General features: G+C 67.5%; 25 protein-coding genes. 10 read left to right on the top strand and 15 right to left on the bottom strand.

Annotation, left to right across the window (positions count from 1 at the left end; translation table 11 throughout):
• Positions 1–13: 13 nt before the first annotated feature.
• From ABRZ00_RS08585 to ABRZ00_RS08570, 4 genes are all read right to left on the bottom strand, one after another.
• Positions 14–475, bottom strand: coding sequence for a barstar family protein (locus ABRZ00_RS08585; protein ID WP_368642315.1), 462 nt, complete (start codon positions 473–475; stop codon positions 14–16).
• Complete coding sequence (locus ABRZ00_RS08580) at positions 472–1,719, bottom strand: patatin-like phospholipase family protein (RefSeq protein WP_368642316.1); 1,248 nt, start codon at positions 1,717–1,719, stop codon at positions 472–474. Before ABRZ00_RS08580 ends, ABRZ00_RS08585 begins: the two co-directional genes overlap by 4 nt.
• Positions 1,694–3,988, bottom strand: a complete 2,295-nt coding sequence (locus tag ABRZ00_RS08575; RefSeq protein WP_343836442.1) for an NADP-dependent malic enzyme — start codon at positions 3,986–3,988, stop codon at positions 1,694–1,696. Before ABRZ00_RS08575 ends, ABRZ00_RS08580 begins: the two co-directional genes overlap by 26 nt.
• 113 nt (positions 3,989–4,101) lie before the next feature.
• Complete coding sequence (locus ABRZ00_RS08570; protein ID WP_368642317.1) at positions 4,102–5,007, bottom strand: hypothetical protein; 906 nt, start codon at positions 5,005–5,007, stop codon at positions 4,102–4,104.
• A gap of 71 nt (positions 5,008–5,078) precedes the next feature.
• Between ABRZ00_RS08570 and ABRZ00_RS08565 the strand changes: the two genes are divergently transcribed.
• The gene (locus ABRZ00_RS08565; RefSeq protein ID WP_368642318.1) at positions 5,079–6,239 is read left to right on the top strand and encodes a pyridoxal phosphate-dependent aminotransferase; all 1,161 of its coding nucleotides are present in this window, start codon (positions 5,079–5,081) and stop codon (positions 6,237–6,239) included.
• Positions 6,240–6,258: 19 nt separating this feature from the next.
• Here ABRZ00_RS08565 and ABRZ00_RS08560 read toward each other — a convergent pair whose 3' ends face one another.
• Positions 6,259–7,110: a transglycosylase SLT domain-containing protein gene (locus ABRZ00_RS08560; protein WP_368642319.1), complete on the bottom strand. Its 852-nt coding sequence runs from the start codon at positions 7,108–7,110 to the stop codon at positions 6,259–6,261.
• Between the two features lie 80 nt (positions 7,111–7,190).
• Between ABRZ00_RS08560 and ubiD the strand changes: the two genes are divergently transcribed.
• Positions 7,191–8,735 carry a 4-hydroxy-3-polyprenylbenzoate decarboxylase gene (gene ubiD, locus ABRZ00_RS08555; protein ID WP_343836451.1) on the top strand — a complete coding sequence of 515 codons (1,545 nt, stop codon included), beginning with the start codon at positions 7,191–7,193 and terminating at the stop codon, positions 8,733–8,735.
• Here ubiD and ABRZ00_RS08550 read toward each other — a convergent pair.
• The 10 genes from ABRZ00_RS08550 to dacB form a co-directional block, all read right to left on the bottom strand.
• On the bottom strand, positions 8,730–9,020 hold the full coding sequence (locus ABRZ00_RS08550) for a hypothetical protein (protein ID WP_343836453.1): 291 nt from the start codon (positions 9,018–9,020) through the stop codon (positions 8,730–8,732). The two genes, ubiD and ABRZ00_RS08550, sit on opposite strands and share 6 nt — an antisense overlap.
• Before the next feature lie 50 nt (positions 9,021–9,070).
• Positions 9,071–9,526, bottom strand: a complete 456-nt coding sequence (locus tag ABRZ00_RS08545) for a phage holin family protein (RefSeq protein WP_368642320.1) — start codon at positions 9,524–9,526, stop codon at positions 9,071–9,073.
• Between the two features lie 5 nt (positions 9,527–9,531).
• Entirely contained in the window at positions 9,532–9,855 is a 324-nt protein-coding gene (locus ABRZ00_RS08540) for a DUF883 family protein (RefSeq protein ID WP_343836457.1), read from the bottom strand.
• Positions 9,856–9,961: 106 nt separating this feature from the next.
• Positions 9,962–10,600, bottom strand: coding sequence for a uracil phosphoribosyltransferase (gene upp / locus ABRZ00_RS08535; protein WP_368642321.1), 639 nt, complete (start codon positions 10,598–10,600; stop codon positions 9,962–9,964).
• A gap of 93 nt (positions 10,601–10,693) precedes the next feature.
• The gene (locus ABRZ00_RS08530; protein ID WP_343836462.1) at positions 10,694–11,404 is read right to left on the bottom strand and encodes an ABC transporter ATP-binding protein; all 711 of its coding nucleotides are present in this window, start codon (positions 11,402–11,404) and stop codon (positions 10,694–10,696) included.
• Entirely contained in the window at positions 11,405–12,172 is a 768-nt protein-coding gene (locus ABRZ00_RS08525; RefSeq protein ID WP_368642322.1) for an ABC transporter ATP-binding protein, read from the bottom strand. It abuts the gene before it with no gap.
• Positions 12,169–13,146: a branched-chain amino acid ABC transporter permease gene (locus tag ABRZ00_RS08520; protein ID WP_368642323.1), complete on the bottom strand. Its 978-nt coding sequence runs from the start codon at positions 13,144–13,146 to the stop codon at positions 12,169–12,171. Before ABRZ00_RS08520 ends, ABRZ00_RS08525 begins: the two co-directional genes overlap by 4 nt.
• A 7-nt stretch (positions 13,147–13,153) precedes the next feature.
• A complete protein-coding gene (locus ABRZ00_RS08515) occupies positions 13,154–14,074 on the bottom strand; it encodes a branched-chain amino acid ABC transporter permease (protein WP_343836469.1) in 921 nt (306 codons plus the stop codon).
• Positions 14,075–14,093: 19 nt separating this feature from the next.
• Entirely contained in the window at positions 14,094–15,275 is a 1,182-nt protein-coding gene (locus ABRZ00_RS08510) for an ABC transporter substrate-binding protein (protein WP_368642324.1), read from the bottom strand.
• Between the two features lie 65 nt (positions 15,276–15,340).
• Positions 15,341–16,795 carry a D-alanyl-D-alanine carboxypeptidase/D-alanyl-D-alanine-endopeptidase gene (dacB, locus tag ABRZ00_RS08505; RefSeq protein WP_368642325.1) on the bottom strand — a complete coding sequence of 485 codons (1,455 nt, stop codon included), beginning with the start codon at positions 16,793–16,795 and terminating at the stop codon, positions 15,341–15,343.
• A 183-nt stretch (positions 16,796–16,978) separates the two neighbouring features.
• Here dacB and queA point away from each other — a divergent pair, with 183 nt between their 5' ends.
• The 8 genes from queA to ybeY all read left to right on the top strand — a co-directional run bounded on the left by queA (position 16,979) and on the right by ybeY (position 25,989).
• Complete coding sequence (queA, locus tag ABRZ00_RS08500; RefSeq protein ID WP_368642326.1) at positions 16,979–18,055, top strand: tRNA preQ1(34) S-adenosylmethionine ribosyltransferase-isomerase QueA; 1,077 nt, start codon at positions 16,979–16,981, stop codon at positions 18,053–18,055.
• A complete protein-coding gene (gene tgt / locus ABRZ00_RS08495; protein WP_368642327.1) occupies positions 18,052–19,188 on the top strand; it encodes a tRNA guanosine(34) transglycosylase Tgt in 1,137 nt (378 codons plus the stop codon). Before queA ends, tgt begins: the two co-directional genes overlap by 4 nt.
• A 119-nt stretch (positions 19,189–19,307) precedes the next feature.
• The gene (gene yajC, locus ABRZ00_RS08490; RefSeq protein WP_343836477.1) at positions 19,308–19,649 is read left to right on the top strand and encodes a preprotein translocase subunit YajC; all 342 of its coding nucleotides are present in this window, start codon (positions 19,308–19,310) and stop codon (positions 19,647–19,649) included.
• A 63-nt stretch (positions 19,650–19,712) separates the two neighbouring features.
• Positions 19,713–21,584, top strand: a complete 1,872-nt coding sequence (gene secD / locus ABRZ00_RS08485) for a protein translocase subunit SecD (protein ID WP_368642328.1) — start codon at positions 19,713–19,715, stop codon at positions 21,582–21,584.
• Between the two features lie 314 nt (positions 21,585–21,898).
• Entirely contained in the window at positions 21,899–22,834 is a 936-nt protein-coding gene (secF, locus tag ABRZ00_RS08480) for a protein translocase subunit SecF (RefSeq protein ID WP_368642329.1), read from the top strand.
• A 323-nt stretch (positions 22,835–23,157) separates the two neighbouring features.
• Positions 23,158–24,522 (top strand): tRNA (N6-isopentenyl adenosine(37)-C2)-methylthiotransferase MiaB, encoded by a 1,365-nt coding sequence (gene miaB, locus ABRZ00_RS08475; protein ID WP_368642764.1) that lies wholly within the window; start codon positions 23,158–23,160, stop codon positions 24,520–24,522.
• Positions 24,519–25,523, top strand: a complete 1,005-nt coding sequence (locus tag ABRZ00_RS08470) for a PhoH family protein (protein WP_343836487.1) — start codon at positions 24,519–24,521, stop codon at positions 25,521–25,523. The genes miaB and ABRZ00_RS08470 overlap by 4 nt, the downstream gene beginning before the upstream one ends.
• Entirely contained in the window at positions 25,513–25,989 is a 477-nt protein-coding gene (gene ybeY, locus ABRZ00_RS08465; RefSeq protein WP_368642330.1) for an rRNA maturation RNase YbeY, read from the top strand. The genes ABRZ00_RS08470 and ybeY overlap by 11 nt, the downstream gene beginning before the upstream one ends.
• The last annotated feature ends 77 nt before the right edge of the window (positions 25,990–26,066 follow it).

Below are 26,066 nucleotides of genomic sequence, written 5' to 3'. Positions count from 1 at the left end.
TGAAACTAAAAAATCAGGCTTCTTCGCGGCCGGAATAGGGCGTGGGATCGACGCCCGGCTCGGGATCGGGATGCGCCCCGGCATGCTGGATGGCATAGGCGAAGCAGCGCTCGTTGTTCTGGCCGAATTCCACGACGTCGTCGCACACGGCCTGGATGGCCAGGGCCTCGTCGGCCAGGGCGGGATCGCCGGAATGCAAGTGCCGGAACCACAGGAACAGACCTTCCTTCTGATCCGTCAGGGTGTCGCACAAGCCGTCGTACAAGGCGTCCAGGTTGCCGCCGAAGAACTCCGGATAGTCGATGGCCTTCACCACGGCCCGCAACACGGCGGAGCGATTGCGCGCCCGGTCGCAATCGACCACGAAAGCGGCCAGGCCGGCCTCGGCGGCAGCGTCCAGGGCTTCTTGCTCACTCACCGCCTGGGCGTCAACCACGCCTTGCGCAAACATTTTTTTGATCTGGGCCGAACTCATGCGGACCACTCCTTGAAAAAAGCGATGACTTTTTCAGCCTGATTCAAACTGTCTGCCCTGCCCAGTGCGATCAGGCTTCGGGTGTAGCCGGATTCGAACAGCAAGTAGGACGCCAGCGCACCGCCGCCCGGCTCGATCCTGCGTGGTGAAACCCCCAGGACGCGAAACAGGGTGCGCACGGCCCCCGGCAACTCATCCAGATGTTCCAGCGCCAGCTCGTCCAGGGACCTGCTGGGCGCGATCATCAAGGTATGGATGGGTCGCAGTGAATCGCTTTTTAAACGATTTGCGGGGATTCGTGCAAGCAGCTCATTGATTCGCTCCATGCGCTCCATATCCATGGACACGCCGTCGAGGAAAATATTCGACAGCGTATGCCCCGCAACCTGGGCCAGATTGGGGTACGGCGGGTCCAGTTCATGCACCCCGGGGCTGGTCTCGTCGCGGTAATTGGTGCCGATGACGAAGACGCGTTCGGCTCCCAGGTGGATGGCCGGACTGATCGGCGCCAGTTGGCGCATCGAGCCGTCCCCGCACCAGAGCGTGCGGCCGCCCGTGAGGATGGCGCGCGCGGGAAAGACGAAGGGAATGGCGCTGGACGCCATCAGGTGGTCCACGCCGATGGAGCAGGCCACGGCCCGCCGCAAGGTGCGCGACCAGGGCTGGATGCCGCGCCGCGCCTGGTAGAAGGTCAGGTGTTCGCCCGTAGTGTAGGCCGTCGCCGTGATGGCCAGGGCGCTCAGGTGCCCGCGCGCCAGATTGGTGGCCAGGCGGGGAAAGCTGAGCGAACGGGCCAGCAGGCCGGCCAGCGGCTGGTTGTCCAGCAGGGAATGCGGCGCGAAGCGCGACCATTGCGGCCGCAGCCAGCCCAGGCTCATCATGCCCAGCCATTGCAGGCCGGTGCGCACCAGCCGCGCCGCATCGCTGTAGTAGATGTCCCGGGTGTGCAGGGACTGCCACAGGCCGCACAGGTGATCGACGGCGCGGTGGGGCTGATGCGCGCGGCAGGCCAGTGCGGCGGCATTGATGGCCCCGGCCGAGGTGCCGCAGACGATGTCGAAGGGATTGCGGAAATCCGCCCGGCGGTCCGGATCCAGCGCCTCCATCACGCCGGAAAGCACACCGGCCTGGTAGGCGGCGCGGGCGCCGCCCCCGGTCAGGATCAGACCGACCCGGGGCCGCTCTCCGGCCGCCTCCGGCGGGATGACCGGCACTTCCTCAGGCGTGGCGCGGTTTGTTGGCATCGACCACGGTCAGCGCGGCCATATTGACGATCCGGCGCACGGTGGAACTGGACGTCAGGATGTGCACGGGCGCGTTGGCGCCCAACAGAAACGGGCCGACCGCCACATTGCCGCCCGCCGCCGTCTTGAGCAGGTTGTAGGCGATGTTGCCGGCATCCACGCTGGGGCAGATCAGCAGGTTGGCCTCGCCGTGCAGCGTGGTGGACGGCAGGATGCGTTCGCGCAGGGCCGGATCCAGGGCGCAGTCGCCATGCATTTCGCCGTCGATCTCGAGCTTGGGGTCGCGTTCGCGCACCAGCGCCAGAGCCTGGCGCATCTTCTCGCCGGAGGACGAACTGCCCGTGCCGAAATTGGACCGCGACAGCAGCGCGACCTTGGGTTCGATATTGAGGCGGCGCATTTCTTCGGCCGCCATCAGCGTGATCTCGGCGATCTGGGCCGCATCGGGATTGTCGTTGACGTGCGTATCCGCCAGCGCCAGGGTGCGCTCCTCGAGGAGCAGGATGTTCATGGCCGCGTAGGTGCAGGCGCCGGGCTGCCGCCCCAGGACTTCGTCGATGAAGCGCAAGTGATTGCCGTAGGACCCCACCGTGCCGCAGATCATGCCGTCGGCATCGCCCAGGCGCACCATCATGGCGCCGATCAGCGTCAGGCGGCGGCGCATTTCGACCCGCGCCATCTCCTTGGTGATGCCTTGGCGGCACATCAGCTCCCAGTACGTGGTCCAGTACTGGTGGAAGCGCTCGTCGTGCTCGGGGTTGGTGACCTCGACATCGACGCCCAGGCGGATGCGCAGGCCGTATTTCTCGATGCGGGCGGCCAGCACGGCGGGGCGGCCGATGAGAATGGGCTTGGCCACGCGCTCGTCCACGACGATCTGCACGGCGCGCAGCACCCGTTCGTCCTCGCCTTCGGCAAAAACGATGCGGGCCTTGCCGCCGTCGCGGATCATGGCGCGCGCCGCCGAGAACAGCGGCTTCATGAAGGCGCCGGAGTGGTAGACGAACTGCTCCAGTTGACCGGCATAGCTTTCGAGGTCGGCCAGGGGCCGGGTGGCCACGCCGTCTTCGATGGCGGCCTGCGCCACAGCGGTGGAAATCCGCACGATCAGGCGCGGATCGAAGGGCTTGGGAATGAAATAGTTGGGCCCGAAAGACACGTCGTACAGGCCGTAGGCGGCCGCCACGACGTCGTTCTGCTCTTCGCGGGCCAGCTTGCAGATGGCCATGACGGCGGCCTTTTCCATGCCGCGCGTGATGGTGGTCGCCCCCACGTCCAGCGCCCCGCGGAAGATGTACGGGAAGCACAGCACGTTATTGACCTGATTGGGGAAATCAGACCGGCCGGTGGCGATCACGGCGTCGGGCCGCACCGCCAGCGCATCGGCCGGCAGAATCTCGGGGTTGGGGTTGGCCAGCGCCAGCACCAGGGGGCGCTCGGCCATTTTTTCGACCATGTGGGGCTTGAGCACGCCGCCGGCGGACAGGCCCAGGAACACGTCCGCGCCGCCGATGATGTCGTCCAGCGTGCGCGCATCGGTCTTCTTGGCGAAGCGGGCTTTCTTCTCGTCCATCAGGACCGTGCGGCCCTCGTAGACCACGCCCTCGATGTCGGATACCCAGATGTGCTCCAGCGGCAGGCCCATGTCCATCATCAGGTCCAGGCAACCCAGGGCCGCCGCGCCCGCGCCGGACACCACGACCTTGACCTGGGCGATATCCTTGCCGACGACCTCCAGGCCGTTGATGAAGGCGGCGGTCACGCAGATGGCCGTGCCGTGCTGGTCGTCGTGGAAGACGGGGATATTCATGCGCTCGCGCAGCTTCTGCTCGACGTAGAAGCATTCCGGCGCCTTGATGTCTTCGAGGTTGATGCCGCCGAAGGTGGGCTCCAGGCCCGCGATGATGTCCACGAGCTTGTCCGGATCCTGCTCGTTGATCTCGATGTCGAAGACGTCGATGCCGGAGAATTTCTTGAACAGTACGGCCTTGCCTTCCATCACGGGCTTGGAGGCCAGGGCGCCGATGTTGCCCAGGCCCAGCACCGCCGTGCCGTTGGTGATGACGCCGACCAGATTGCCGCGCCCCGTATAGCGGAAGGCATTGTGATTGTCGGCAACGATTTCTTCGCAAGCGGCGGCGACCCCGGGCGAATAGGCCAGGGCGAGATCGCGCTGGTTGGAAAGCTGTTTGGTGGGGGTGACCGAGATTTTCCCGGGGCGGCCATGCTCGTGGTATTCGAGCGCCGCAGCGCGCAAGGATTCATCCATGGTGAGGCAAGCCTTGATACGTAATAAGTTAGGAGAGCGATGCTGCCAGCCATTCTAGCCGCTTGCGCCGGCCTGCGATATGGCGAACAGCGCATGCGGCACATATGCCGGCGTCAGAACTGCTGTCCCTGTTCCGGGAAGACGCCGTCGGGATCGAACAACGCGCGCACGGCGCGGTCGACGGCCCCCGCCGCCCCGCCGGCGCCCGGCCGGAGCCCGTAGCGCGATTCATAAGGACGTTCGGCCGGATGCCCGGCGCGCTCGTCGAACACCAGCCATTCGACCCAGCCCAGCTCGCCGCCATGGCCCAACAGCAGGTGGGCCAGATTGAGTGTGCCGCCGGACGCCGGACGCAAGGCATCCAGACGATAGCGGCCATTCCATAGGCTCCCGGCCTTCAAGGCATCGGCATCCGGCGCTGCGGACAGCTCGAACAGACGGGGGATCATGCCCTGGACGCGCAGATTGTCCAGCGGTTTGCGGTTGTCCACCCCGAAGGCGCCCAGACTGGCCTGGGTGCCATCGGCCAGCAGCACCAGCGCATGCGCCAGACCGCTGGCCGCCGTATCGCCGCAATCCCAGTCGCAACTGCGCCGGTCGGCCAGCCAGGCCGCCACCGTCAGGTGCGGCGGCTGGTCGCGGAATTGCGGCAAACCGGCCTGCTCCAGATCGCCGATCAGGCAGCCGGGCTGCACGAACCAGCGCGGATCATCCGGCCCCAGACGCTCGCAGCGCGCGATCGCGGAACCCGGCTCCACCCACAGCACAGGGCCCTCGTCCAGCCGCGCCGCCGACGGGATGCCGTCCAACGCCAGCGTGACGCCGTGCTCCACGCACAGGGCCCGGGCCCGATAGACATCCTGCATATGACCGGGCACCAGCCGGGCGCTGCCCGCCTCGGTGGCGAAGTCGTGCACCGCGCCCTGCGCGGTACGCCGCAGGCGCGATATGAAGGTTTCCCAGGGGGATCGTTCCGTGCGGCGGCCGACCAGAAAGGCGCGGCGCGAAGAAGACTGCATGGCGGGGCTCCGGAAACAGGGGACGGACTACAATCGGGCTTTCATTCCGAACAGCACAGCAGGGTTGCACGATGGTCCGACTGGCCGACAGAACCGAACGCACGGCGCCATTTTACGCCGTGGAAGTCCTGAAACAGGCGCAGGCACTTGCGGCCCAAGGGCGCGACATCATCAGCCTGGGGATCGGCGAGCCCGATTTCACCGCCCCCGCGCGCGTGCTGGAAACCCTGAACCGGGCGGCCGATGCCGGCCTGAGCGGGTACACCGCGCCCGCCGGCATTCCGGCGCTGCGCGAAGCCATCGCCCACTATTACGAGAGGCACTTCGGCGCCGCCGTGGACCCGGCCCGCATCCTGATCACCGCAGGCGCCTCGGGCGCCCTGCTGCTGGCGGCGATGGCCCTGATCGATCCGGGCGACGAAGTCCTGATGCCCGATCCGTCCTATCCCGCCAACCGCAACTTCATCACGGCGGCCGGCGGCGTCACGCGCCTGGTGCCGACCACGGCCGGGCACCGCTATCAATTGCGCCCCGAGGACATCGAGGCCCACTGGGGGCCGGCCACGCGCGGCGTGCTGATCGCCTCGCCCAGCAACCCCACCGGCACCTCCATGCCGCGCGACGCGCTGCGCGCGCTGATCGCCGCCGTGCGTGCGCAGGGCGGCTTCGTCATCCTGGACGAAATCTACCTGGGCCTGAGCTACGACGAGCCGCCGCAAAGCGGCCTGACGCTGGACGACGACCTGCTGATCATCAACAGCTTCTCGAAATACTTCCACATGACCGGCTGGCGCCTGGGCTGGCTGATCGCCCCCCAGGCCATGATGCCGGCCCTGGAACGCCTGGGCGCCAGCCTGGCGATCTGCGCCCCGGCGCTGGCGCAACACGCGGCCCTGAGCTGCTTCGAGCCCGAAGTCATGCAGATCTACGAGCGCCGGCGCCTGTCGTTCAAGGAACGCCGCGACTTTCTCTTGCCCGCTTTCGAGCGCCTGGGCCTGCGCGTGCCCGCCGCCCCGGACGGGGCCTTCTATATTTTTTCGGACATCCACCACCTGGGCATGGACAGCGCGGAATTCTGCCGCCGCCTGCTGCACGAAGCCGGCGTCGCCTCGGTGCCCGGCCTGGATTTCGGCCAGGCCCATGCACACCGCACCGTGCGCTTTTCCTACGCCACCGGCCTGGATCGCCTGCGCGAGGCGGTCGACCGGATGGGTGTGTTCCTGGGCCGCTGAGCGGGCGCGCCGGCCCGCCCTATTTGATCGGAATCCCCGAGGCCAGCGCGATGCGGCGGCGCTCGGCCAGCACCCGGGCGCCGTAGCCGCCGTCGCTGGGGCCCGTGGCGCCGACATAGCACGCCAGGCCGCCTTCGAGGCCGCCGCGCCGGCGGATGCAATCCGACAGGATCTGGGCTCCGACCCGGACATTGACGACCGGATCGAAGACCGAGGCCGGCCCGCCGCTGGGCCGCAACTTGGCCCGGTGCACGCTCGTCATGACCTGCATCAGGCCCTGGGCGCCCACGGAGCTTTCCGCGAACGGGTTGTAGCGCGATTCGATGGCGATCACGGCCAACAGCAGTTGCGGGTCCAGCTTTTTCTCGCGCCCCACCTCGAACGCCGTGCGCATCAAGGCACCCGCCACGCTGTGGGCGATACGGTATTTGCGCGCCAGATAGCTGCGCAAGGCATGCGCCTGGGCCTGGGTCGCCCCCTGGATCGGTTCATCCCGCAAACTGGCCGTCAAGGCGCCGGCGAAGCTGAGGGGGCCGGCGCCCTCGGCCGCCGTCTCCTGGGCGACTTCGGCCGCATCGGCGGCGGGCGGCACGTCGCCGTCGTCCGGCGCCCGCGCGGCCTGCGGCAGGGACCAGTTCTGGATATCGCCTTCGTCATCGGCCATGAAGCCCGCTCCGTCGGCCTGGAACATCGCCAGCACGACTTCGTGCAATTGCTGCGATTGCTGGCGCATGGAGGGCAGCACCAGGCTCAAGCCGAGCGTGGTGAGCACGGCCAGCCCCAGGTAGATGGCGCTGACGTGGACGAACTCGCTCACCGGCCGCAGCACGGCCCGCACGCCGCGCCACAGCCGCTCAGGAACGGAGCGCATGGGCGCCTCCAGACATCGCCCAGGCCGGGGGAATGGTAATCTTGAACACGACGCCACTGTAACCTGATCGACGACACTCTGTGAAATACCGCGACCTCCGGGACTTCATCGCCCAACTGGAACGCCAGGGCCAGCTCAAGCGCATCGCGCACCCCGTTTCCACTGCTCTGGAAATGACCGAAATCAGCGACCGGGTGCTGCGGATGGCAGGCCCCGCCCTGCTGTTCGAGCATCCGCAACACGCCGGGCAGCCCTGCGCCACGCCGGTGCTGGCCAATCTGTTCGGCACGCCCCAGCGCGTGGCCTGGGGCATGGGCGCCGAGGACGTCTCCGCGCTGCGCGAGACCGGTGAGCTGCTGGCCTCGCTGCGCGAGCCCTCACCGCCCCAGGGCATGCGCGACGCCTTGTCGAAGGTTTCCATGCTGAAAGCGGCCTTGTGGGACATGAACCCCCGGCAGTTGCGCGCCCCGCCCTGCCAGGACATCGTCGTCGAAGCCGGCGATGTGGACCTGAACGCCCTGCCGCTGCAAAGCTGTTGGCCGGGCGACGTCGCGCCGCTGCTGACCTGGGGCCTGGTGATCACGCGCGGCCCGCGCGCGCGCCGGCAGAACCTGGGCATCTATCGCCAGCAACTGATCGGCCGCAACAAGCTCATCATGCGCTGGCTGTCGCACCGGGGCGGCGCGCTGGATTTCCGCGACCACTGCCTGGCCCACCCCGGAGAGCCCTTTCCGATCGCGGTGGCGCTGGGCGCCGACCCCGCCACCACGCTGGCCGCCGTCACTCCCATCCCCGACAGCCTGTCCGAATACCAGTTCGCGGGCCTGCTGCGCGGCTCGCGCACCGAAGTCTCCCCTGCGCTGGGCAGCGGCCTGTCGGTGCCGGCCCACGCCGAAATCATCCTCGAAGGCCATATCCTGCCGGCCGGCGATCCGCGCGCGCGCCGCCCCGAGGCGCCCGAGGGCGTCGCGCCGCCACCGGAGACCGGCTACGAGATGGCGCTGGAAGGCCCCTACGGCGATCACACCGGCTACTACAACGAGCAGGACTGGTTCCCCGTCTTCACGGTGGAGCGCATCACCCACCGCCGTGATCCGATCTACCACAGCACCTACACCGGCAAGCCGCCCGACGAACCCGCCGTCCTGGGCGTGGCCCTGAACGAGGTCTTTGTGCCGCTGCTCAAGCGCCAGTTTCCCGAAATCGTGGATTTCCACCTGCCGCCCGAAGGCTGCAGCTACCGCTTGGCGGTGGTCTCCATCCGCAAGCAGTACCCGGGGCACGCCAAACGCATTCTGTTCGGCCTGTGGAGCGTATTGCGCCAGTTCATGTACACCAAGTTCATCGTGGTGGTGGACGAGGACATCGACCCCCGGCAATGGCCCGAAGTCATCTGGGCCATGACCACGCGCATGGATCCGGTGCGCGACACCTTGCTGGTGGACAACACGCCGATCGACTATCTGGATTTCGCCTCGCCCGTCTCGGGGCTGGGCGGCAAGATGGGGCTGGATGCGACCAACAAGTGGCCCGGCGAGACCCAGCGCGAATGGGGCCGCCCGATCCAGATGACGCCCGAGGTCAAGACGCGCGTGGACGCGATGTGGGGAAAACTGGGGCTATGACCGGGCTCGCCCCAGCCAGACCAGGCCGGCGATCAAGGCGGTTTTCAGGGCAATGCCGCGACGGCGGCGGTTGGACACCACCGACGTCAGGATCGACAGCAGCACCGGATAGCGTCGCAGCGCCTGGAGCCCGCCGCCCAGCCAGCCCAGGCCGGCCGAACCCAGGCGGTCGCGCACTTGTGCCACCAGGGATTCGGGCCGCAATTCGCCGGCGAGCCGGCAGGCGCTGCGCTGGACGGCCAAGCGCTCGTAGCCGGCGCGCATGCGCAGCAATTCGATGCGCATGCGGCGGTCCGCCGCAGTCGCGGGCCCGGCACGGACAGCAGGAGGTCTCTTCATGGCACGGCTCCCGGGATGGAGTCATCCGGCGCCGGGCGGACGCCCGCGCGGTTCGCCGGTTGGCCGCCTTCTTCAGGCTGGCCGGTGGCGCCAGCCAGCGCCTGGGCGTCTTCGCGCAATACCTCGGCCGTCACGGCAAACGGATCCGGGTCACGGCGCAGGCGATGCGCCAGCCAGCAAGCCAGCCCCGCGCCGAGCACCGCATACAGCAGCGCCAGCAGGCCCAAGGCCAGAAAGCGGTATTCAGTCGGCCAGAAAACCAGCGCCAGCGCCAGCGTGGCTACCAGCAGCGCCAGCAGCAGGAACACCGCCGCCGCCAGCAACGCCGCCAGGCGGCACAGCAGGCGGTCGCCGGCGTCCCGGGCCTCAAGCCCGAAGAGCTCCAGGCGCGTGCCGGCCAGCGCCGCCAATTGGGCGGCCAGATCGGCGAACGCGCGGCTGAGAGGTCCCATGCGGATCAGCGCCGCGACAGCAGCGCGCCCAGCAGCAGCCCGGCCACCCCGGCAATCCCGACGGCCTTCCACGGATTGGCCTGGACGTATTCGTCGGTGTCATGCACGACCTTGCGCCCTTGTTCCACCAGATTGGCCTGGGTTTCGGACAAGGCTTCGCGCCCCTGGTCCAGCGCCTGCAGGGCGCGGGTGCGCAGGTCGGCGGCTTTTTCCCCAGTGGCGTCAGCGGCTTCACGCAAGAGTTTTTCAGCCTGATCAAGGCTGGACTTCAGGTCTTCGATCAATGCGTCTCCCGCGGATTGCGTGGCGATTTGCTTGCGAGTGGCCATGGACAGCTCCTGTCAAACGGAATAAGGAACCCTCATCCTACATGATCGGGGAAAACCCGATGTATCAAAACATGAGACGCATGCGGCAGATCAAGACCGCACCCCGTCAATCCGTCTTCTGGCGCGTGCCGAAGATGCGGTCGCCGGCATCGCCCAGGCCAGGGATGATGTAGCCGTTCTCGTTCAGGTGATCGTCGATGGAGGCGGTGTAGATGTGCACGTCGGGGTGGGCCCGCTCGACGGCGGCGATGCCCTCGGGCGCGGCCACCAGCACCAGGGCGCGCACGGTGCGGGCGCCGGCCTGCTTGAGCATGTCGATGGTTGCAACCATCGAGCCGCCCGTGGCGAGCATGGGATCGACGATCAGCGCCAGGCGCTGGTCCAACTGGCCGACGAGTTTTTCCAGATACGGCTGGGCCTGCAGGGTTTCTTCGTTGCGGGCGATGCCGACCGCGCTGACCTTGGCGCCCGGAATCAGGGTGAGCACGCCATCCAGCATGCCGATGCCGGCCCGCAGGATCGGGACCACCGTCACCTTTTTGCCAGCCAGCTTCTCGACGTCGATCTCGCCCGCCCAGCCAGCGATGCGCGCCGGTTCCAGCGGCAGATCCTGGGTCGCCTCGTAGGTCAGCAGGGCGCCGATCTCCTGGGCCATCTCGCGGAAGTTCTTGGTGCTGAGGTCCGCCCGCCGCATCAGGCCCAGCTTGTGGCGGATCAGGGGGTGGCGGATTTCATGGATGGGCATGGCGATTCGGCTTCAAGAACAGAATGAGATGAAGTGTAACTCGCCGGGCGGCATCGCAGCCCGGCAGAGGCGGCGGACGCAGGCGCATCCGGGTCAGATTCCGATATATCGCTGCCACAGCTCGGGGGATGCGGCCAGCGCGGCCGATTCACCTCGCCAGACGACCCGGCCGCGTTCGATGAGCGTGTGCCGGTCGGCCAGCCGCACCAGGCGCTGGACATACTTGTCGATGACGAGGATGGCCTGCCCCTGGCCGCGCAGCGTATCCAGGCAGCGCCAGATCTCCTCGCGGATCAACGGCGCCAGGCCTTCCGTGGCCTCGTCCAGGATCAACAGGTGCGGATTGGTCATCAGGGCCCGGCCGATGGCCAGCATCTGCTGCTCGCCGCCCGAAAGCTGGTTGCCCAGATTGGCCGCCCGCTCGGCCAGCCGGGGAAACAGCGCCAGGACGCGGTCCAGCGTCCAGGGGTCGGCGCTCGCGTTGCGGCGGGCGGCAAAGGCCACCAGGTTTTCACGGACGGAGAGGTTCGGAAAAATTTGGCGCCCTTCGGGCACGACGGCCAGGCCCATGCGGGCGATCCGATCCGGCGCGCGCGATTCGATCCGCTCTCCCAGGAAACGCACCGTGCCGGCCCGCGCGCGCGTCAGGCCCAGGATGGAGCGCACCGTCGTGGTCTTGCCCATGCCGTTGCGGCCCAGCAGGGTAGCGACTTCGCCCGGCCCGACGGCCAGGTCGATGCCGAACAGCACCTGGCTGTCGCCGTAGGCGGTCTGCAGTCCTTCGACTTCCAGCAAGCCGCTCATCTAGGAACCTCCCTGTTCATCGCCCAGGTAGGCGCGCCGGACTCCGGGATGGGCCTGGATCTCGTCGGGGGCGCCCGTGGCGATCACTTTGCCGGATACCAGCGCCGAGATCCGGTCGGCCAGGCGGAAGACGGCGTCCATGTCGTGCTCCACCAGCAGCATGGTGTGTTCGCCGCGCAGGCTCTGCAGCAGCGCCACCATGCGTTCGGATTCTTCGGCGCCCATCCCGGCCAGGGGTTCGTCGAGCAACAGCAGGCGGGGCCGCAAGGCCAGCACCAGGCCGATCTCGAGCTGGCGCTGTTCGCCATGAGAAAGCGCGCCGGCGATGCGATCCTGGCAAGCGGCCAGACCTACCCGCCCGGCCACGGCGGCAGCAGCGTCGTAACGCTCGCGCTCGGCCCGCGCCGGACGCCAGAAACGCAGGCTACCGCCGTCGCGCGCCTGTACCGCCAAGGCCAGATTGTCCAGCACGGACAGGCGCCGGAACACACTGGTGATCTGGTAGGAGCGCACCAGCCCCCGGCGCACGCGCGCGTGGATGGGCAGGGTCGTGATGTCGCTACCGTCGAAATGGATCGTGCCGGCGGTTGGCGCCAGCGCGCCGGACAACTGGTGGATCAGCGTGGTCTTGCCTGCGCCGTTGGGGCCGATCAGCGCATGCAGCTCACCGGCGCGGATCGTCAGGCTGGCCTGATCGGTGGCCGCCAGCCCCCCGAAGCGCTTGACCAGCCGGTCGGCGCGCAGGATTTCCACCGCTGCCGGCGTCATGGCGCGCCCCGGCGGCGCGCCAGGCTCATCAGCCCATTGGGCGCCAGCAGCACCACGGCCAGCAGCAGGGCGCCCAGGCCGAACTGCCAGTGGATGGTGTAGGTGGACACGATTTCTTCGATCAACAGAAACGCCGCCGCGCCCGCCAGGCCGCCGTACAGGTGGCCCACGCCCCCCAGGATGACCATGACGAGCAGGACGCCGGATTGACTCCATTGCAGCAGGGACGGGCTGACGAAGCCGCTCTGGTTGGCCAGCAGGGCGCCCGACAGCCCGGCGATCGCGCCGGCCAGCGTGAAAGCGGCCAGCTTGTGGCGGTAGACCGCGAACCCCAGCGCGGCCATGCGCGTCTCGTTTTCGCGGATCGCCTGCAGCGCGTGGCCGAAGCGCGCATTGAGCAACCGGGCCAGGCAGACGAACACGCCGGCGCAGATCGCCAGCACCACGAAATAGAATTGCACGTCGTCGGACAGATCCAGGCCCAGGCCGGGATCGGAGCGCGTCGCCAGCGCAAGGCCGTCCTCGCCGCCGTACTGCTTGAGCGATACCATCAGGTAGAACAGCATCTGCGCGAACGCCAGCGTGATCATGATGAAATACACGCCCTGGGTGCGCAGGCTGATCAGCCCGATCACGAAGGCGAACAGCCCGCCGACCAGCAGCGCCGCCGGCCAGGCGATCCAGGCCGAAACGATACCGCCCTGCATTAGGATGCCCACGGTATAGGCGCCCATGCCGACGAAGGCGGCATGGCCGAAGCTGACCATGCCGCCGAAGCCCAGGATCAGGTTGAGGCTGGTGGCCGCCAGGGCGAAGATCAGGATGCGGCTGGCCACGCCGATGTAGAAGCCTTCGTCCAGGGCCAGGGCGGCAAAAGGCAGCAGGGCCAGCAGAACCAGCAGCGGTACGGCACTGCGGGCGCGCAGCGCATGATCCAGCAGCCCCGAAGGCTCGTGTCGCGGGGAATGCGCCATCCTCTCCTCACCCTTGGGCGGGAAACAGGCCCCGCGGTTTCCAGAACAGCACGGCGGCCATCAGCACGTAGATCAGGATCGAGGCCACGGCCGGGCCGGCATTGTCGGCGGCGGCGGGCCCCATCAGCAGCTCGAACAGCATCGGCACCACCGTGCGGCCAGCCGTGTCCACCAGGCCCACCAGCAACGCGCCGACCAGCGCTCCCCGGATCGAACCGATGCCGCCGATCACGATGACCACGAAGGCCAGGATCAGGATGCTTTCCCCCATGCCGACCTGGACGGCCAGCAGGGGCCCGAGCATCCCGCCGGCCACCGCGCACAGCGCGGCCCCGAAGGCGAACAACAGCGTGAACAGGCGGCGCACATCGGCGCCCATCGCCTGCGCCATTTCACGGTTGGATGCTCCCGCGCGCACCTGCATGCCCAGCCGGGTGCGCGTCACCAGCACGTACAGCAGCAGCGCCACGGCCAGGCCGGCGCCGATGATGAGCAGGCGATAAGCCGGATAGCTGAAGCCCGGCAGCAGTTCGACCGGGCCGGACAACCCGGCGGGCATGGGCATCATCAAGGGTTGCGATCCCCAGATCATCCGCACGCCCTCGTTGGCCATCAGCAGCAGGGCGAAAGTCCCCAGCACCTGGGACAGGTGATCCCGCTGGTACAGCCGCCGGATCACGGTGCATTCCAGCACCGCGCCCAACACCGCCGAGGCGGCCACGCCGCCCGCCAGGCCGATCCAGAACGAACCGGAGGCGACCGCGAGGGTGGCGACCAGGTAGGCGCCGATCATGTACAGCGAACCATGGGCCAGGTTGATCAGGTCCATGATGCCGAACACCAGCGTCAGGCCGGCCGCCAGCAGGAACAGCATCAAGCCGAACTGCAGGCTGTTGAGCAGTTGTTCGAGCAGGAGAATGCCGTTCATGCGCGCGGGTCCCGGCGGATCAAGACGGCATCTTGCACTCGCCGACGTAGGCATCGGCGTGGTTTTCCAGCACGCGCCCCACGAGCTTGTTGGTCACACGGCCCTGGGCATCCTTGACGACTTCGCGCAGGTAGTAATCCTGGATGGGATAGTGATTGACGTCGAACTTGAACGCGCCCCGGACGGATTCGAAGGGCGCCGATTCCAGCGCCTTGCGCAGCGCGTCCTTGTCCTTCAGGTTGCCGTTCACCTTGCGCACCGCGCCGTCGATCAGACGCGCGGCGTCATAGCCCTGCGACGCGTACATCGTGGGCAGGCGGCCGTACTCTTTCTCGAAATCGGCCACGAACCGCTTGTTCGCGGCGTTGTCCATGTCGTGCGCCCACTGGGATGTGTTGAAGAGCCCCAGCATCGGTTCGCCCACGGCGCGGATCACATCCTCGTCGCCCGAGAAGCCGGGCGCGAACAATTTCATGTCCTGGTTCAGTCCGGCGCCCACGAATTGCTTGATGAAGTTCACGCCCAGGCCGCCCGGCAGGAAGATGAACACGGCATCCGCCTGCGAAACGCGCAGCTTGGACAGTTCGGCGCCGTAGTCGAGCTGATTCAGTTGGGTGTAGTCCTCCATGACGATCTCGCCCTTGTAGAACCGCTTGAAGCCGGCCAGGTGATCCTTGCCCGCGGGGTAGTTCGGCGCGATCAGCGCGACTTTCTTAAAGCCGCGGTCCTGCACGACCTTGCCGGCCGCCTCATCCATGGTGTCGTTCTGGTAGGAGGCGCTGAAGAAGTACGGATTGCACTGGGCGCCGGCGTATTGCGAGGGGCCGGCATTGGCGCTGATATAGAAAGTCTTGGACTGGAACACCGGCTGGCCCACCGCCAGCATGATGTTGGAAAACACAATGCCGGTCATGAAATCGACGCGGTCGCGCTTGAGCAGCCGGTCGGCGGTCTGCTTGGCGGCATCGGGGCTGAGCTGGTCATCGGCCACGATGACCTCGGCTTCCAGGCCGCCGAGCGTGCCGCCCGCCTGCTTGACGGCCAATTCGAAACCGTCGCGGATGTCGATGCCCAGGGCGGCGCCCGGCCCGGACAGGGTGGTCAGCAGGCCGATCTTGACGGCGTCGGCGGCCTGGGCGACCCCCGCCGACAGGCAGGCGGCCGCCACTGCGGCCGTCATGAAGCGCAAGGATATGTGCATGATTGTTCCTCCGATGTTATTGAATATTCATGCGTGTGGATTGAAACAGCCCCGGGTCGCGCGGCTCAGCGCGCCGCCAGCCATTCGACGACGGCATCGTCGAATGGCCGCACGGCGGCCGCGCCCGGATCATTGACCAGGCTGACCAGGATGTAGCGCTTGCCGCTGGCGCCGCGCACGTAGCCGGCCAGCGCGCGCGAATCCCGCAAGGTGCCGGTCTTCAGATGCGCCTGGCCGCGCGTGTCCTCGGCCCGCAGGCGGCGGCGCACGGTGCCGTCCACCCCGGAAATCGCCAGCGAGGACACGAACTCGGGCATCATGGGCGAACGCCAGGCCACGTCAAGCATCTGCGCCAGGCCATGCGCCGTGACGCGGCCCTGGCGCGACAGCCCGGAGCCGTTGTCCAGCACCCAGCCCGTGGTGTCCACCCCCTGGTTCTGCAGGATCTGCCGGACCGCGCGGCCGCCGCTCTGCGCGGTCGCGCCAGGCCCGTTGATCTCCGCGCCCAGGGTCAGCAAGGTCATGCGCGCCATGACGTTGTTGCTGTGCTTGTTGACCTGGCGGATCACGTCGGCCAGCGTCGGCGAATCGTGCCAGACCAGCACCGAAGCGCGGGCGGGCGTACGGCCCGCGCGGATGCCGCGCGACAGCGTGCCGCCCAGCTCACGCCACAATAGGCGGAACAAGGCCTCGAAATGATCTTCCTGCCGGCCGGCCAGGCGATACACGCTGAATTCGCCGCAATCGCCGAATGCCTTGCCGGAGACGTGGACGACGGAGCCGGATCCCGAGGGACGCACGTCGACCGCCACTCCGGGCGAAGCCTTGCAGGATCCCTCCAGCCATCCGAGCTGGCCTTCGATGCGCACATCGCGCGTCGGCGGATCGAGCAAAGGAATCCACTGCCGCGATCGGGCATCGGGCAGGAACACCACCCGGGTCGCGCCGAAATTGACCATCATCGCGTCGGGGCTGGCGTTGTAGGGCCGGTCCGGGGAATCGTCGAAATCGCCCGGATCGATGGCCACGTCGCCAAAGCGGCTGCGGTCCACGATGACCTCGGACAAGTTCTTGACCCCGCGCAGGCGCAATTCGCGCAGCAGGCTCCAGAGGTCTTCCTGGCGGAACCAGGGGTCGCCGGCCGCCTGAATATAGAGCGGCCCCTGCAAGGTGCCCTGCTCGTCGACGCGCGCGCCCGGATCAGACAAGAGCCGGGTGCGCCAGACGTAATCCGGCCCCAGCGCCGACAGCGCGGCCCAGGTGGTCACGGTCTTCATCACCGAAGCCGGGTTGCGCGGCGCATCGGCCTGGACGCGGGCGATCACCGGGCCGCCGGCCTCGCGGATTTCAAGCGACAGGGCCGACAGCGGCAAGCGGGTGGCCTTCCAGGCCTGCTGCAGCTCAGGCGGCAGGCTCTGCGCGCCGGCGCCCGGGGCCGCACCCGCCAGCAGGCACGCCGCCAGCCCTGCGCCCAGGCGCTCTCGCCATGTCCGCCGTCCAAACCATCCCGCCAGCCTCATGCCGTCCCCCCGACAAAAAACGCCAGCATAATCCAAAGCGGCCGCCCGGATGTAGCGGCCTGCCCTGGAGAGGAGCCCGGCGAGACGACTGCGGCGGCGCATCAGACTAAAATACCCCCGAATTTTCCAACCCCCGACGCACCTCTTCCTTCCCGGACGCCTTAGACTGCGCCCGGTCCGCCCGTGACCGATTCCCTCGACATTGCCCAGTTCGATTACGAACTTCCCCCCGAACTCATCGCCCAGCACCCCGCCGCGCGGCGCGACGCCAGCCGGCTGCTGCACCTGGACGGCGCCGGCGGCCTGCACGATCGGCAGTTCACCGACCTGCCCGGCCTGCTGCGCGCCGGCGACCTGCTGGTCTTCAACGACACCCGCGTCATCAAGGCCCGGCTGCGAGGCCGCAAGGACAGCGGCGGCCAGGTCGAAGTCCTGGTCGAGCGCATCACTGAGCCCCGGCGCGCCCTGGCCCACGTGCGCGCCAGCAAGTCGCCCCGCCCCGGCACGCGGCTGAGCCTGGCCGGCGGCGCCTTCCAGGCCGAAGTCCTGGGCCGCCGGGACGAGCTCTTCGAATTGTCCTTTCCCTCGCCCGTCCTGGCGCTGCTGGAGCAGCATGGCAGCGTACCCCTGCCGCCTTACATCACCCACGGCGCCGACGACGAGGACGAGGCCCGCTACCAGACCGTCTATGCCGACAAGCCCGGCGCCGTGGCCGCGCCGACAGCCGGCCTGCACTTCGACCAGGCCATGCTCGACCGTCTGGAAGCCCTGGGCGTGAACCGCGCCTTCGTCACCTTGCACGTGGGCGCCGGCACCTTCCAGCCGGTACGCGTCTCGCGCATCAGCGAACACGTCATGCACGCGGAACGCTACGCCGTGCCGGCCGAGACCTTGCGCCTGATCCGCGAGACCCGTGCGCGCGGCGGCCGCGTGATCGCCGTGGGCACCACCAGCGTCCGCTCCCTGGAGGCCGCCGCCCGCGACGGCGACGGCGAGCACGCCTGCGAAGGCGATACCCGGCTGTTCATCACCCCCGGCTACCGGTTCGAGAACGTGGACGCCCTGATCACCAATTTCCACTTGCCGCAATCGACGCTGCTGATGCTGGTGTCCGCCCTGGCGGGCATGGACCCGATCCGCCGCGCCTACGCCCACGCCGTGCAATCCCGCTACCGCTTCTTCAGCTACGGCGACGCTATGTTCATCGAGGCCGCCCCGGCCTCTTCCACCACGGAAGGCCATCAGGCCCAGACCCCATGACCGGACTCCGATTCGAACTGCTGCACACCGACGGCGCCGCCCGGCGCGGCCGCCTGACGCTGAACCATGGGGTCGTCCAGACCCCGATCTTCATGCCCGTGGGCACCTACGGCAGCGTCAAGGCCATGTTGCCTCACGAACTGGAGGACATCGGCGCCCAAATCGTGCTCGGCAACACCTTTCACCTGTGGCTGCGCCCCGGCACCGACATCCTGGACCGGCACGGCGGCCTGCACGGCTTCATGCAATGGAACCGGCCGATCCTGACCGACTCCGGAGGCTTCCAGGTCTTCAGCCTGGACGGCATGCGCAAGATCTCCGAAGAAGGCGTGCGCTTCGCCTCGCCGATCGATGGTTCGCGCCTGTTCCTGACGCCCGAGGAATCCATGCGCATCCAGCGCAGCCTGAACTCCGACATCGCCATGGTGCTGGACGAATGCACGCCCTACCGCATCGGCGACCGGCCCGCCACCCATGAAGAGGCCGCCGCTTCGATGCGCATGTCGCTGCGCTGGGCGCGCCGCTCGCGCCAGGCCTTCCTCGGCCTGGGCAATCCCAACGCCCTGTTCGGCATCATCCAGGGCGGCATGTACGAAGACCTGCGCGACGAATCCCTGGCCGGGCTCACGGAGATCGGCTTCGAGGGCTACGCCATCGGCGGCCTGTCGGTGGGCGAACCCAAGGAAGACATGATGCGCGTGCTGGCCCACGTGACCCCGCGCATGCCGGCGCAGGCGCCGCGCTATCTCATGGGCGTGGGAACGCCCGAAGACCTGGTCGAGGGCGTCAGCCGGGGGGTGGACATGTTCGACTGCGTCATGCCGACTCGCAACGCGCGCAACGGCTGGCTGTTCACCCGCTACGGCGACCTGAAGATCCGCAATGCCCGCTACAGCGACGACACCCGTCCGCTCGATCCTTCATGCGGTTGCCATACCTGCCGGCATTTCTCGCGCGCCTACCTGCACCACCTGCAGCGCGCCGGGGAAATCAGCGGCGCGCGCCTGAACACCCTGCACAACCTGCATTTCTATCTGCACCTGATGGAGGACATGCGCACCGCCATCGAGGAGCACCGTTTCGAGTCCTGGCGCGAGGCGTTCCACCGCGACCGGGCGCGCGGCATAGAATGAAGACGCAAGCACGGCCCGGCGGATATACCGCTACAATCAAGAGTTAATTTCATTTGCGGGCCGCAAGCCGCCGACCCGTATCCACTCATCGACACCCCTTCACCTACGCAGGAGCCTCCATGTCTCTCGTCGACACCCTGACCCTGATCCCGGCCCAAGCCGCCGGCGAAGCAAACCCGCTGATGAGCATGCTGCCCATCATCCTGATGTTCGTCATCCTGTACTTCCTGATGATCCGCCCGCAGATGAAGCGCCAGAAGGAGCACAAGAAGATGGTCGAGGCGCTGGGCAAAGGCGACGAGATCATCATGACGGGCGGCATGCTGGGCAAGATCAGCAAGGTCAGCGACAACTACCTGACCGTCGAGATCTCCCAGTCGGGCGACAAGGCCGTGGAAACCATCGTGCAGCGCAGCGCCGTCACCGCCGTCCTGCCCAAGGGCACGATCAAGTCGCTCTGATCCGCCCGGCGGGCGCCACTCCCGGCGTCTCGTCCCATTCAGACCCGCTCCACCTGATCGACCATGAACCGCTACCCTCTCTGGAAATACCTCATCGTTCTGGCCGCCGTCCTGATCGGCGTGCTCTACACGCTGCCCAACCTCTACGGTGAATCGCCGGCGGTCCAGATCGCGGGGGCCAAGACAGCCGTCAAGGTCGATCAGAGCACCCTGTCCCGGGCCGAGCAGGCACTGGACCAGGCCGGTCTGAATCCGACCGCCGGTTCCTTTGAAATGAACGGCCCGGTCGGCACGGTGCGGCTGCGCTTCGATTCCACCGACACGCAGCTCAAGGCCAAGGATCAACTCGAAAAGGTGCTGAATCCGGACCCGCAGAATCCCGACTACACGATCGCCCTGAATCTGATGTCGGCCTCGCCGAACTGGCTGACGGCCCTGGGCGCCCACCCCATGTACCTGGGCCTGGACCTGCGCGGCGGCGTGCACTTTCTGCTCCAAGTGGACATGCAGGGGGCCCTGACCAGCCGCTACGATTCCATGGCGGGCGAAGCCCGCACCATCCTGCGCGACGCCAAGCTCAAGGTCGAGGACGTCGAGCGCAACCAGCAGTCGGTGCGCGCGACCTTCGCCACCCAGGAAGACCGCGACGCCGCCATCGACACGCTGCGCCGCGCCATGCCCGAGATGGTCTTCACGACGGGCCAGTCCGGCGACCAGTGGCTGGTGGACGGCACGCTCAGCCCGGCCTCGATCACCCAGGTGCAAGACAACGCCCTCAAGCAGAACATCCAGACGCTGCACAACCGGATCAACGAACTCGGCGTGGCCGAGCCTGTGATCCAGCAGCAAGGCGGCGACCGCATCGTGGTCCAGTTGCCCGGCGTCCAGGACGTGGCCAAGGCCAAGGACATCCTCGGGCGCACCGCCACCCTGGAAATCCACATGGTGGACGACTCGCCCACCGCCATGGCCGCGCTGGCCTCGGGGCGCGTGCCCTTCGGCCTGGTGCGCTACACCGACCGCGACGGCCGCCCCCTGCTGCTGCGCCGCCAGGTGATCCTGACGGGCGAGAACCTGCAGGACGCCCAGCCCGGCCGCGACCAGCAGACCCAGCAGCCCACCGTCAACCTGACGCTGGACTCCAAGGGCGCGCGGATCTTCCGCGACGTGACGCGCGACAACATCGGCAAGCGCATGGCCATCGTGCTGTTCGAGAACGGCAAGGGCGAGGTCGTGACCGCCCCGGTGATCCGTTCCGAGATCCCCGGCGGCCAGGTGCAGATTTCCGGCAGCATGAACGCCCAGGAAGCCGCCGACGTGGCCCTGCTGCTGCGCGCCGGCTCGCTGGCCGCGCCGATGCACATCATCGAGGAACGCACCATCGGCCCCAGCCTGGGCGCCGCCAACATCAAGCAGGGCTTCGACTCGACGCTGTACGGCTTCACCGCCATCGCGATCTTCATCATCCTGTACTACCACCTGTTCGGCGTGTTTTCCACGCTGGGCCTGAGCTTCAACGTGCTGCTGCTGCTGGCGGTGCTGTCCATGCTGCAGGCCACGCTGACCCTGCCCGGCATCGCCGCCATCGCCCTGACGCTGGGGATGGCCATCGACGCCAACGTGCTCATCAACGAGCGCATCCGCGAGGAACTGCGCGCCGGACTGCCGCCCCAGCAAGCGATCCACCTGGGCTTCGACCGCGCCTGGGCAACGATTTTCGACTCCAACCTGACCAGCCTGATCGTGGGGGTCGCCCTGCTGGCCTTCGGCACCGGGCCGGTGCGCGGCTTTGCCGTGGTGCATTGCATCGGCATCCTGACCTCGATGTTCTCGTCGGTGATCGGCGTGCGCGCCCTGGCCAACCTCTGGTATGGCCGCCAGCGCAAGCTGAAGTCGATCTCCATCGGCCAGGTCTGGAAACCCAAGCAGGACTGACGGGCTCCGGGCCTGTTCACACTAATCAAGGAGTCGCGAAACCATGAAAAATTTGGCTGAACAAGGCGCCTGGCGCAGCGCGTATGTCCATACGCGCAAGACGGGCAACGCAGGGCAGGCGAATTTTTCATGGTTTCCCGCAGGGTTGGGCCTGTGTGCCGCCGCCCGCCGCGTTGTCCATCCTCGCAAGGCATTGAGCCTTGCTGCGGTAGACGCCTTGCGCTCGACAGCGCACAGACCCAACGCGATCTCCTTGATTAGTGTGAACAGGCCCTAAGCCCCACGCCCGTCCACCCCGCATCCCAGGACACATCATGGAATTCTTCCGCATTCATCGCACCATCCCGTTCATGCGGCATGCGCTGATCCTGAACCTCATCAGCCTGCTGACCTTTCTGGCCGCCGTCTTCTTCATCGCCTCCCGGGGATTCCACCTGTCGATCGAATTCACCGGCGGCACGGTGATGGAGGTCCACTACGAGCAATCCGCCCCGGTGGGCGAGATCCGCTCGGCCATCGACGCGCTGGGCTACACCGACTTCCAGGTGCAGAACTTCGGCACCTCGCAGGACGTCATGATCCGCCTGCCGGTGCGCCCCGACGAGGACACCGCCAGCCAGAGCCGCACCGTGCTGTCGGCCCTGCAGGCCCAGCACGCGGACGTGCAGTTGCGCCGGGTCGAGTTCGTCGGCCCGCAGGTCGGCCAGGAGCTGCTGCACAACGGCCTGATGGCGCTGCTGTTCGTGGTGGTGGGCATCATGGTGTATCTGGCCATCCGCTTCGAGTGGAAGCTGGCGGCCTCGTGCGCGCTGGCGAACCTGCACGACGTGGTGATCATTCTGGGCTTCTTCGCCTTCTTCCAGTGGGAATTCTCGCTGTCGGTGCTGGCCGGGGTGCTGGCGGTGCTGGGCTACTCGGTGAACGAATCCGTGGTGGTGATGGACCGGATCCGGGAAAACTTCCGCAAGCAGCGCAAGGCTTCGGTGCGCGAGATCATCAACGCGTCGATCACGCAGAATATTTCGCGGACGGTGATCACGCACGGTTCGACGCAGATGATGGTGCTGTCGATGTTCTTCTTCGGCGGCCCCACGCTGCACAATTTCTCGCTCGCCCTGACGATCGGGATCTGGTTCGGGATCTATTCCTCGGTCTTCGTGGCCGCCGCCCTGGCGATGTGGATGGGCATCAAGCGCGAAGACCTGGTCAAGCCCGTCAAGAAAGACGGTCCGGAAGTGGAACTCGGATAAATCCGTTTCCTTCCCGCCTGACTCCAGGGCCGGCATCTTCGGATGGCCGGCCCTGTTTTTTGGGTTCTTGACCCGCGCGCGGTGGCGGGTGGTTCTCCTGCGCCACCGCGCGCTCCATCATCATGTGCCATTACCATGCGACCGCTCACGCTACAATTGAAGGTTTCCACCTTCCGCCCCCGGGATATAAACCCGTCACGGCATCCATCATGCAAGAAACTCCCGTGCGCCGTCCCGGCGTCATCCCCGCCTCCCGCGAATCCGCCGAGCATCTGAAAGACCCGTCCTGGCGCCAGGCCCAGGACCAGGCCCTGGCGGCCCTGATGCAGCCTACGGAACCCGGGCGCGTGAAGAAACTGTTCATCCGCACCTTCGGCTGCCAGATGAACGAGTACGACTCCGAGAAAATGGCCGATGTGCTGCACGCGGCCAAGGGCGTGGAACTGACCCAGACCCCGGACGATGCGGACATCATCATTTTCAACACCTGTTCGGTGCGCGAAAAGGCGCAGGAAAAGGTCTTTTCCGACCTGGGGCGGGTGCAGCACCTGAAGCGGCTGAATCCCGAGCTGGTGATCGGCGTGGGCGGCTGCGTGGCCAGCCAGGAAGGCGAAGCCATCGTGCGCCGCGCGCCCTACGTGGACGTGGTGTTCGGCCCCCAGACCCTGCACCGCCTGCCCGAGTTGATCGACCGGCGCCGCGCCACCGGCCAGTCCCAGGTGGACATCTCCTTTCCGGAAATCGAGAAGTTCGATGCCATGCCCCCCGCGCGGGTCGACGGACCGGCGGCCTTCGTCTCCATCATGGAAGGCTGCAGCAAGTACTGCAGCTTCTGCGTCGTCCCCTACACCCGCGGAGCGGAAGTCTCGCGGCCGTTCGACGACGTGCTGATGGAAATCGCCGACCTGGCCGACCAGGGCGTGCGCGAAGTCACCTTGCTGGGCCAGAACGTCAACGCCTACCGGGGGCCGGCAGGTGAAAACGGCGAGATCGCCGACTTCGCCATGCTGCTGGAGTACGTCCACGACATCCCCGGCATCGAGCGCATCCGCTACACCACCTCGCACCCGAAGGAAATGACCGCCCGGCTGATCGAGGCCCATGGCCGGCTGCCCAAGCTCGTCCCCTTCCTGCACCTGCCGGTCCAAGCCGGCAGCGACCGGGTGCTGGCCGCGATGAAGCGCGGCTATACGGCGCTGGAGTACAAATCCATCATTCGCCGCCTGCGCGCCGCGCGTCCGGACATGACCCTGTCCTCGGATTTCATCGTCGGCTTTCCCGGCGAGACCGAGACCGACTTCCAGAAGACGATGGATCTGGTGCGCCACGTGGGCTTCGACCAGTCGTTCTCCTTCGTCTATTCGCGCCGTCCGGGCACCCCGGCCGCCGATCTTGCCGACGACACGCCCGAAACCGAAAAACTCGATCGGCTGCACCGTTTGCAGGCCTTGATCAACGACCAGGCCGCCGCCATCAGCCGATCCATGGTCGGCGGCGTCCAGCGTCTGCTGGTCGAGGGCCCCTCCAAAAAAGATCCCCGCGACATGAAAGGCCGCACGGAAAACAACCGCATCGTTAATTTCGCCGGCCAGCCGCGCCTGATCGGGCAGATGGTCGATGTGCGCATCACCGAGGCCCTCACCAACACCCTGCGCGGCGAGATCGTCACCACGGATACCGTTCAATGAGCGCCACCCGATCCGCCGCCAAAGCCCGCCCCCTGTCCCTCCAACTGGAGGCGGACAATACCCACCTGGCCAATCTGTGCGGTCCGCTGGATGAAAACCTGCGCCAGATCGCCCAGGCCTATGCAGTCGAGATCAGCCGGCGCGGCAACCGCTTCACGATCCGGGGCCACCAGGCGCGGCCCGCCGCCCAGGCGTTGCGCTGGTTCCACGAACGCGCCGCCCGGGCGCCGTTGACCCTGGATGCCCTGCAGCTCGGCCTGGTGGAACTGGGCGCCCGCGACGGCGAGGCCGCGAGCGCGCCCGAGCTGCCCGAGCTGCCGCCCGTGGACGACGCCAGCCTGAGCCTGCGGACCCGCAAATCCGACCTGCGGCCGCGCACCCCGCGCCAGCGCGACTACCTGAATGCCATCCTGAAGCACGACGTGACCTTCGGGGTGGGGCCGGCCGGCACCGGCAAGACCTGGCTGGCCGTGGCGTGCGCCATCGACGCCCTGGAGCGCGAATCGGTGTCCCGGCTGGTGCTGACGCGCCCCGCCGTGGAGGCCGGCGAACGCCTGGGCTTCCTGCCGGGCGACCTGGTCCAGAAGGTCGACCCCTACCTGAGGCCGCTCTACGACGCCCTGTACGATCTGCTGGGCTTCGAGCGCACGCAGCGCCTGTTCGAGAAGCAGACCATCGAGATCGCCCCGCTGGCCTACATGCGCGGCCGCACGCTGAACCACGCCTTCATCATCCTCGACGAGGCCCAGAACACCACGCCGGAACAGATGAAAATGTTCCTGACCCGGATCGGTTTCGGCAGCAAGGCCGTCATCAACGGCGATCCGTCCCAGGTGGATCTGCCCAAGGGCCACCAGAGCGGCCTGCTGCACGCCCTGGACGTGCTCGACGACGTACCGGGCATCGCCCAGACCCGCTTCACCAGCCGCGACGTGGTGCGCCACCCGCTGGTGGGGCGGATCGTCGAAGCCTATGAGCGGGCGGGCGACCATGTATCCTGATTTCACCCTCTCGGTCCAGTATGCGGTCAAGGCTGCCGCGCTGCCGCGCTGGCGCCTGCGGCGCTGGGTGGGGCGGGCGCTGGCCTTCGCCCTGGCGTCGCCCGAGCCTCGCGCCGGCAGCCCGGTGGCCCTGACCCTGCGCATCGTCGATGCCGAGGAGGGCCGCGCGCTGAACGCCGCCTGGCGCGGGCGCGACGCCGCCACCAACGTGCTGACCTTCGAATACGGCGCCGACCCGAGCGGCCTGATCCTGGGCGACATCGTGCTCTGCCTGCCGGTGCTGGAGCGGGAAGCCTCCGAGCAGGAAAAGCCTTTGCTGCACCATGCCGCTCACCTGGTCACCCACGGCGTGCTGCACGCCCTGGGCCACGATCACATCGAGACCGACGAGGCCGAACGCATGGAGGCCCTGGAGACCCGCATTCTGGCCGCCCAAGGCATTGCGGACCCATACCGGGACGCCTGAGCCCCTCCTGCCGCCCGTCCCCGCCAGGCACGAAGCCGTCCCCGGGGGCCGCGCCATGCCCGGACGCATCGATTTAT

The organism is Castellaniella ginsengisoli, from assembly GCF_040955415.1.
Taxonomy (GTDB): Bacteria; Pseudomonadota; Gammaproteobacteria; order Burkholderiales; family Burkholderiaceae_B; genus Castellaniella; species Castellaniella ginsengisoli.
This window is presented reverse-complemented; position numbering and strand designations above follow the sequence as displayed.

Coding starts and splice junctions, on each gene's coding strand:
- ABRZ00_RS08585 (WP_368642315.1), bottom strand. CDS start 475: ATGAGTTCGGCCCAGATCAAAAAAATGTTTGCGCAAGGCGTGGTTGAC.
- ABRZ00_RS08580 (WP_368642316.1), bottom strand. CDS start 1,719: ATGCCAACAAACCGCGCCACGCCTGAGGAAGTGCCGGTCATCCCGCCG.
- ABRZ00_RS08575 (WP_343836442.1), bottom strand. CDS start 3,988: ATGGATGAATCCTTGCGCGCTGCGGCGCTCGAATACCACGAGCATGGC.
- ABRZ00_RS08570 (WP_368642317.1), bottom strand. CDS start 5,007: ATGCAGTCTTCTTCGCGCCGCGCCTTTCTGGTCGGCCGCCGCACGGAA.
- ABRZ00_RS08565 (WP_368642318.1), top strand. CDS start 5,079: ATGGTCCGACTGGCCGACAGAACCGAACGCACGGCGCCATTTTACGCC.
- ABRZ00_RS08560 (WP_368642319.1), bottom strand. CDS start 7,110: ATGCGCTCCGTTCCTGAGCGGCTGTGGCGCGGCGTGCGGGCCGTGCTG.
- ABRZ00_RS08550 (WP_343836453.1), bottom strand. CDS start 9,020: ATGCGCATCGAATTGCTGCGCATGCGCGCCGGCTACGAGCGCTTGGCC.
- ABRZ00_RS08545 (WP_368642320.1), bottom strand. CDS start 9,526: ATGGGACCTCTCAGCCGCGCGTTCGCCGATCTGGCCGCCCAATTGGCG.
- ABRZ00_RS08540 (WP_343836457.1), bottom strand. CDS start 9,855: ATGGCCACTCGCAAGCAAATCGCCACGCAATCCGCGGGAGACGCATTG.
- upp (WP_368642321.1), bottom strand. CDS start 10,600: ATGCCCATCCATGAAATCCGCCACCCCCTGATCCGCCACAAGCTGGGC.
- ABRZ00_RS08530 (WP_343836462.1), bottom strand. CDS start 11,404: ATGAGCGGCTTGCTGGAAGTCGAAGGACTGCAGACCGCCTACGGCGAC.
- ABRZ00_RS08525 (WP_368642322.1), bottom strand. CDS start 12,172: ATGACGCCGGCAGCGGTGGAAATCCTGCGCGCCGACCGGCTGGTCAAG.
- ABRZ00_RS08520 (WP_368642323.1), bottom strand. CDS start 13,146: ATGGCGCATTCCCCGCGACACGAGCCTTCGGGGCTGCTGGATCATGCG.
- ABRZ00_RS08515 (WP_343836469.1), bottom strand. CDS start 14,074: ATGAACGGCATTCTCCTGCTCGAACAACTGCTCAACAGCCTGCAGTTC.
- ABRZ00_RS08510 (WP_368642324.1), bottom strand. CDS start 15,275: ATGCACATATCCTTGCGCTTCATGACGGCCGCAGTGGCGGCCGCCTGC.
- dacB (WP_368642325.1), bottom strand. CDS start 16,795: ATGAGGCTGGCGGGATGGTTTGGACGGCGGACATGGCGAGAGCGCCTG.
- tgt (WP_368642327.1), top strand. CDS start 18,052: ATGACCGGACTCCGATTCGAACTGCTGCACACCGACGGCGCCGCCCGG.
- yajC (WP_343836477.1), top strand. CDS start 19,308: ATGTCTCTCGTCGACACCCTGACCCTGATCCCGGCCCAAGCCGCCGGC.
- secD (WP_368642328.1), top strand. CDS start 19,713: ATGAACCGCTACCCTCTCTGGAAATACCTCATCGTTCTGGCCGCCGTC.
- secF (WP_368642329.1), top strand. CDS start 21,899: ATGGAATTCTTCCGCATTCATCGCACCATCCCGTTCATGCGGCATGCG.
- miaB (WP_368642764.1), top strand. CDS start 23,158: ATGCAGCCTACGGAACCCGGGCGCGTGAAGAAACTGTTCATCCGCACC.
- ABRZ00_RS08470 (WP_343836487.1), top strand. CDS start 24,519: ATGAGCGCCACCCGATCCGCCGCCAAAGCCCGCCCCCTGTCCCTCCAA.
- ybeY (WP_368642330.1), top strand. CDS start 25,513: ATGTATCCTGATTTCACCCTCTCGGTCCAGTATGCGGTCAAGGCTGCC.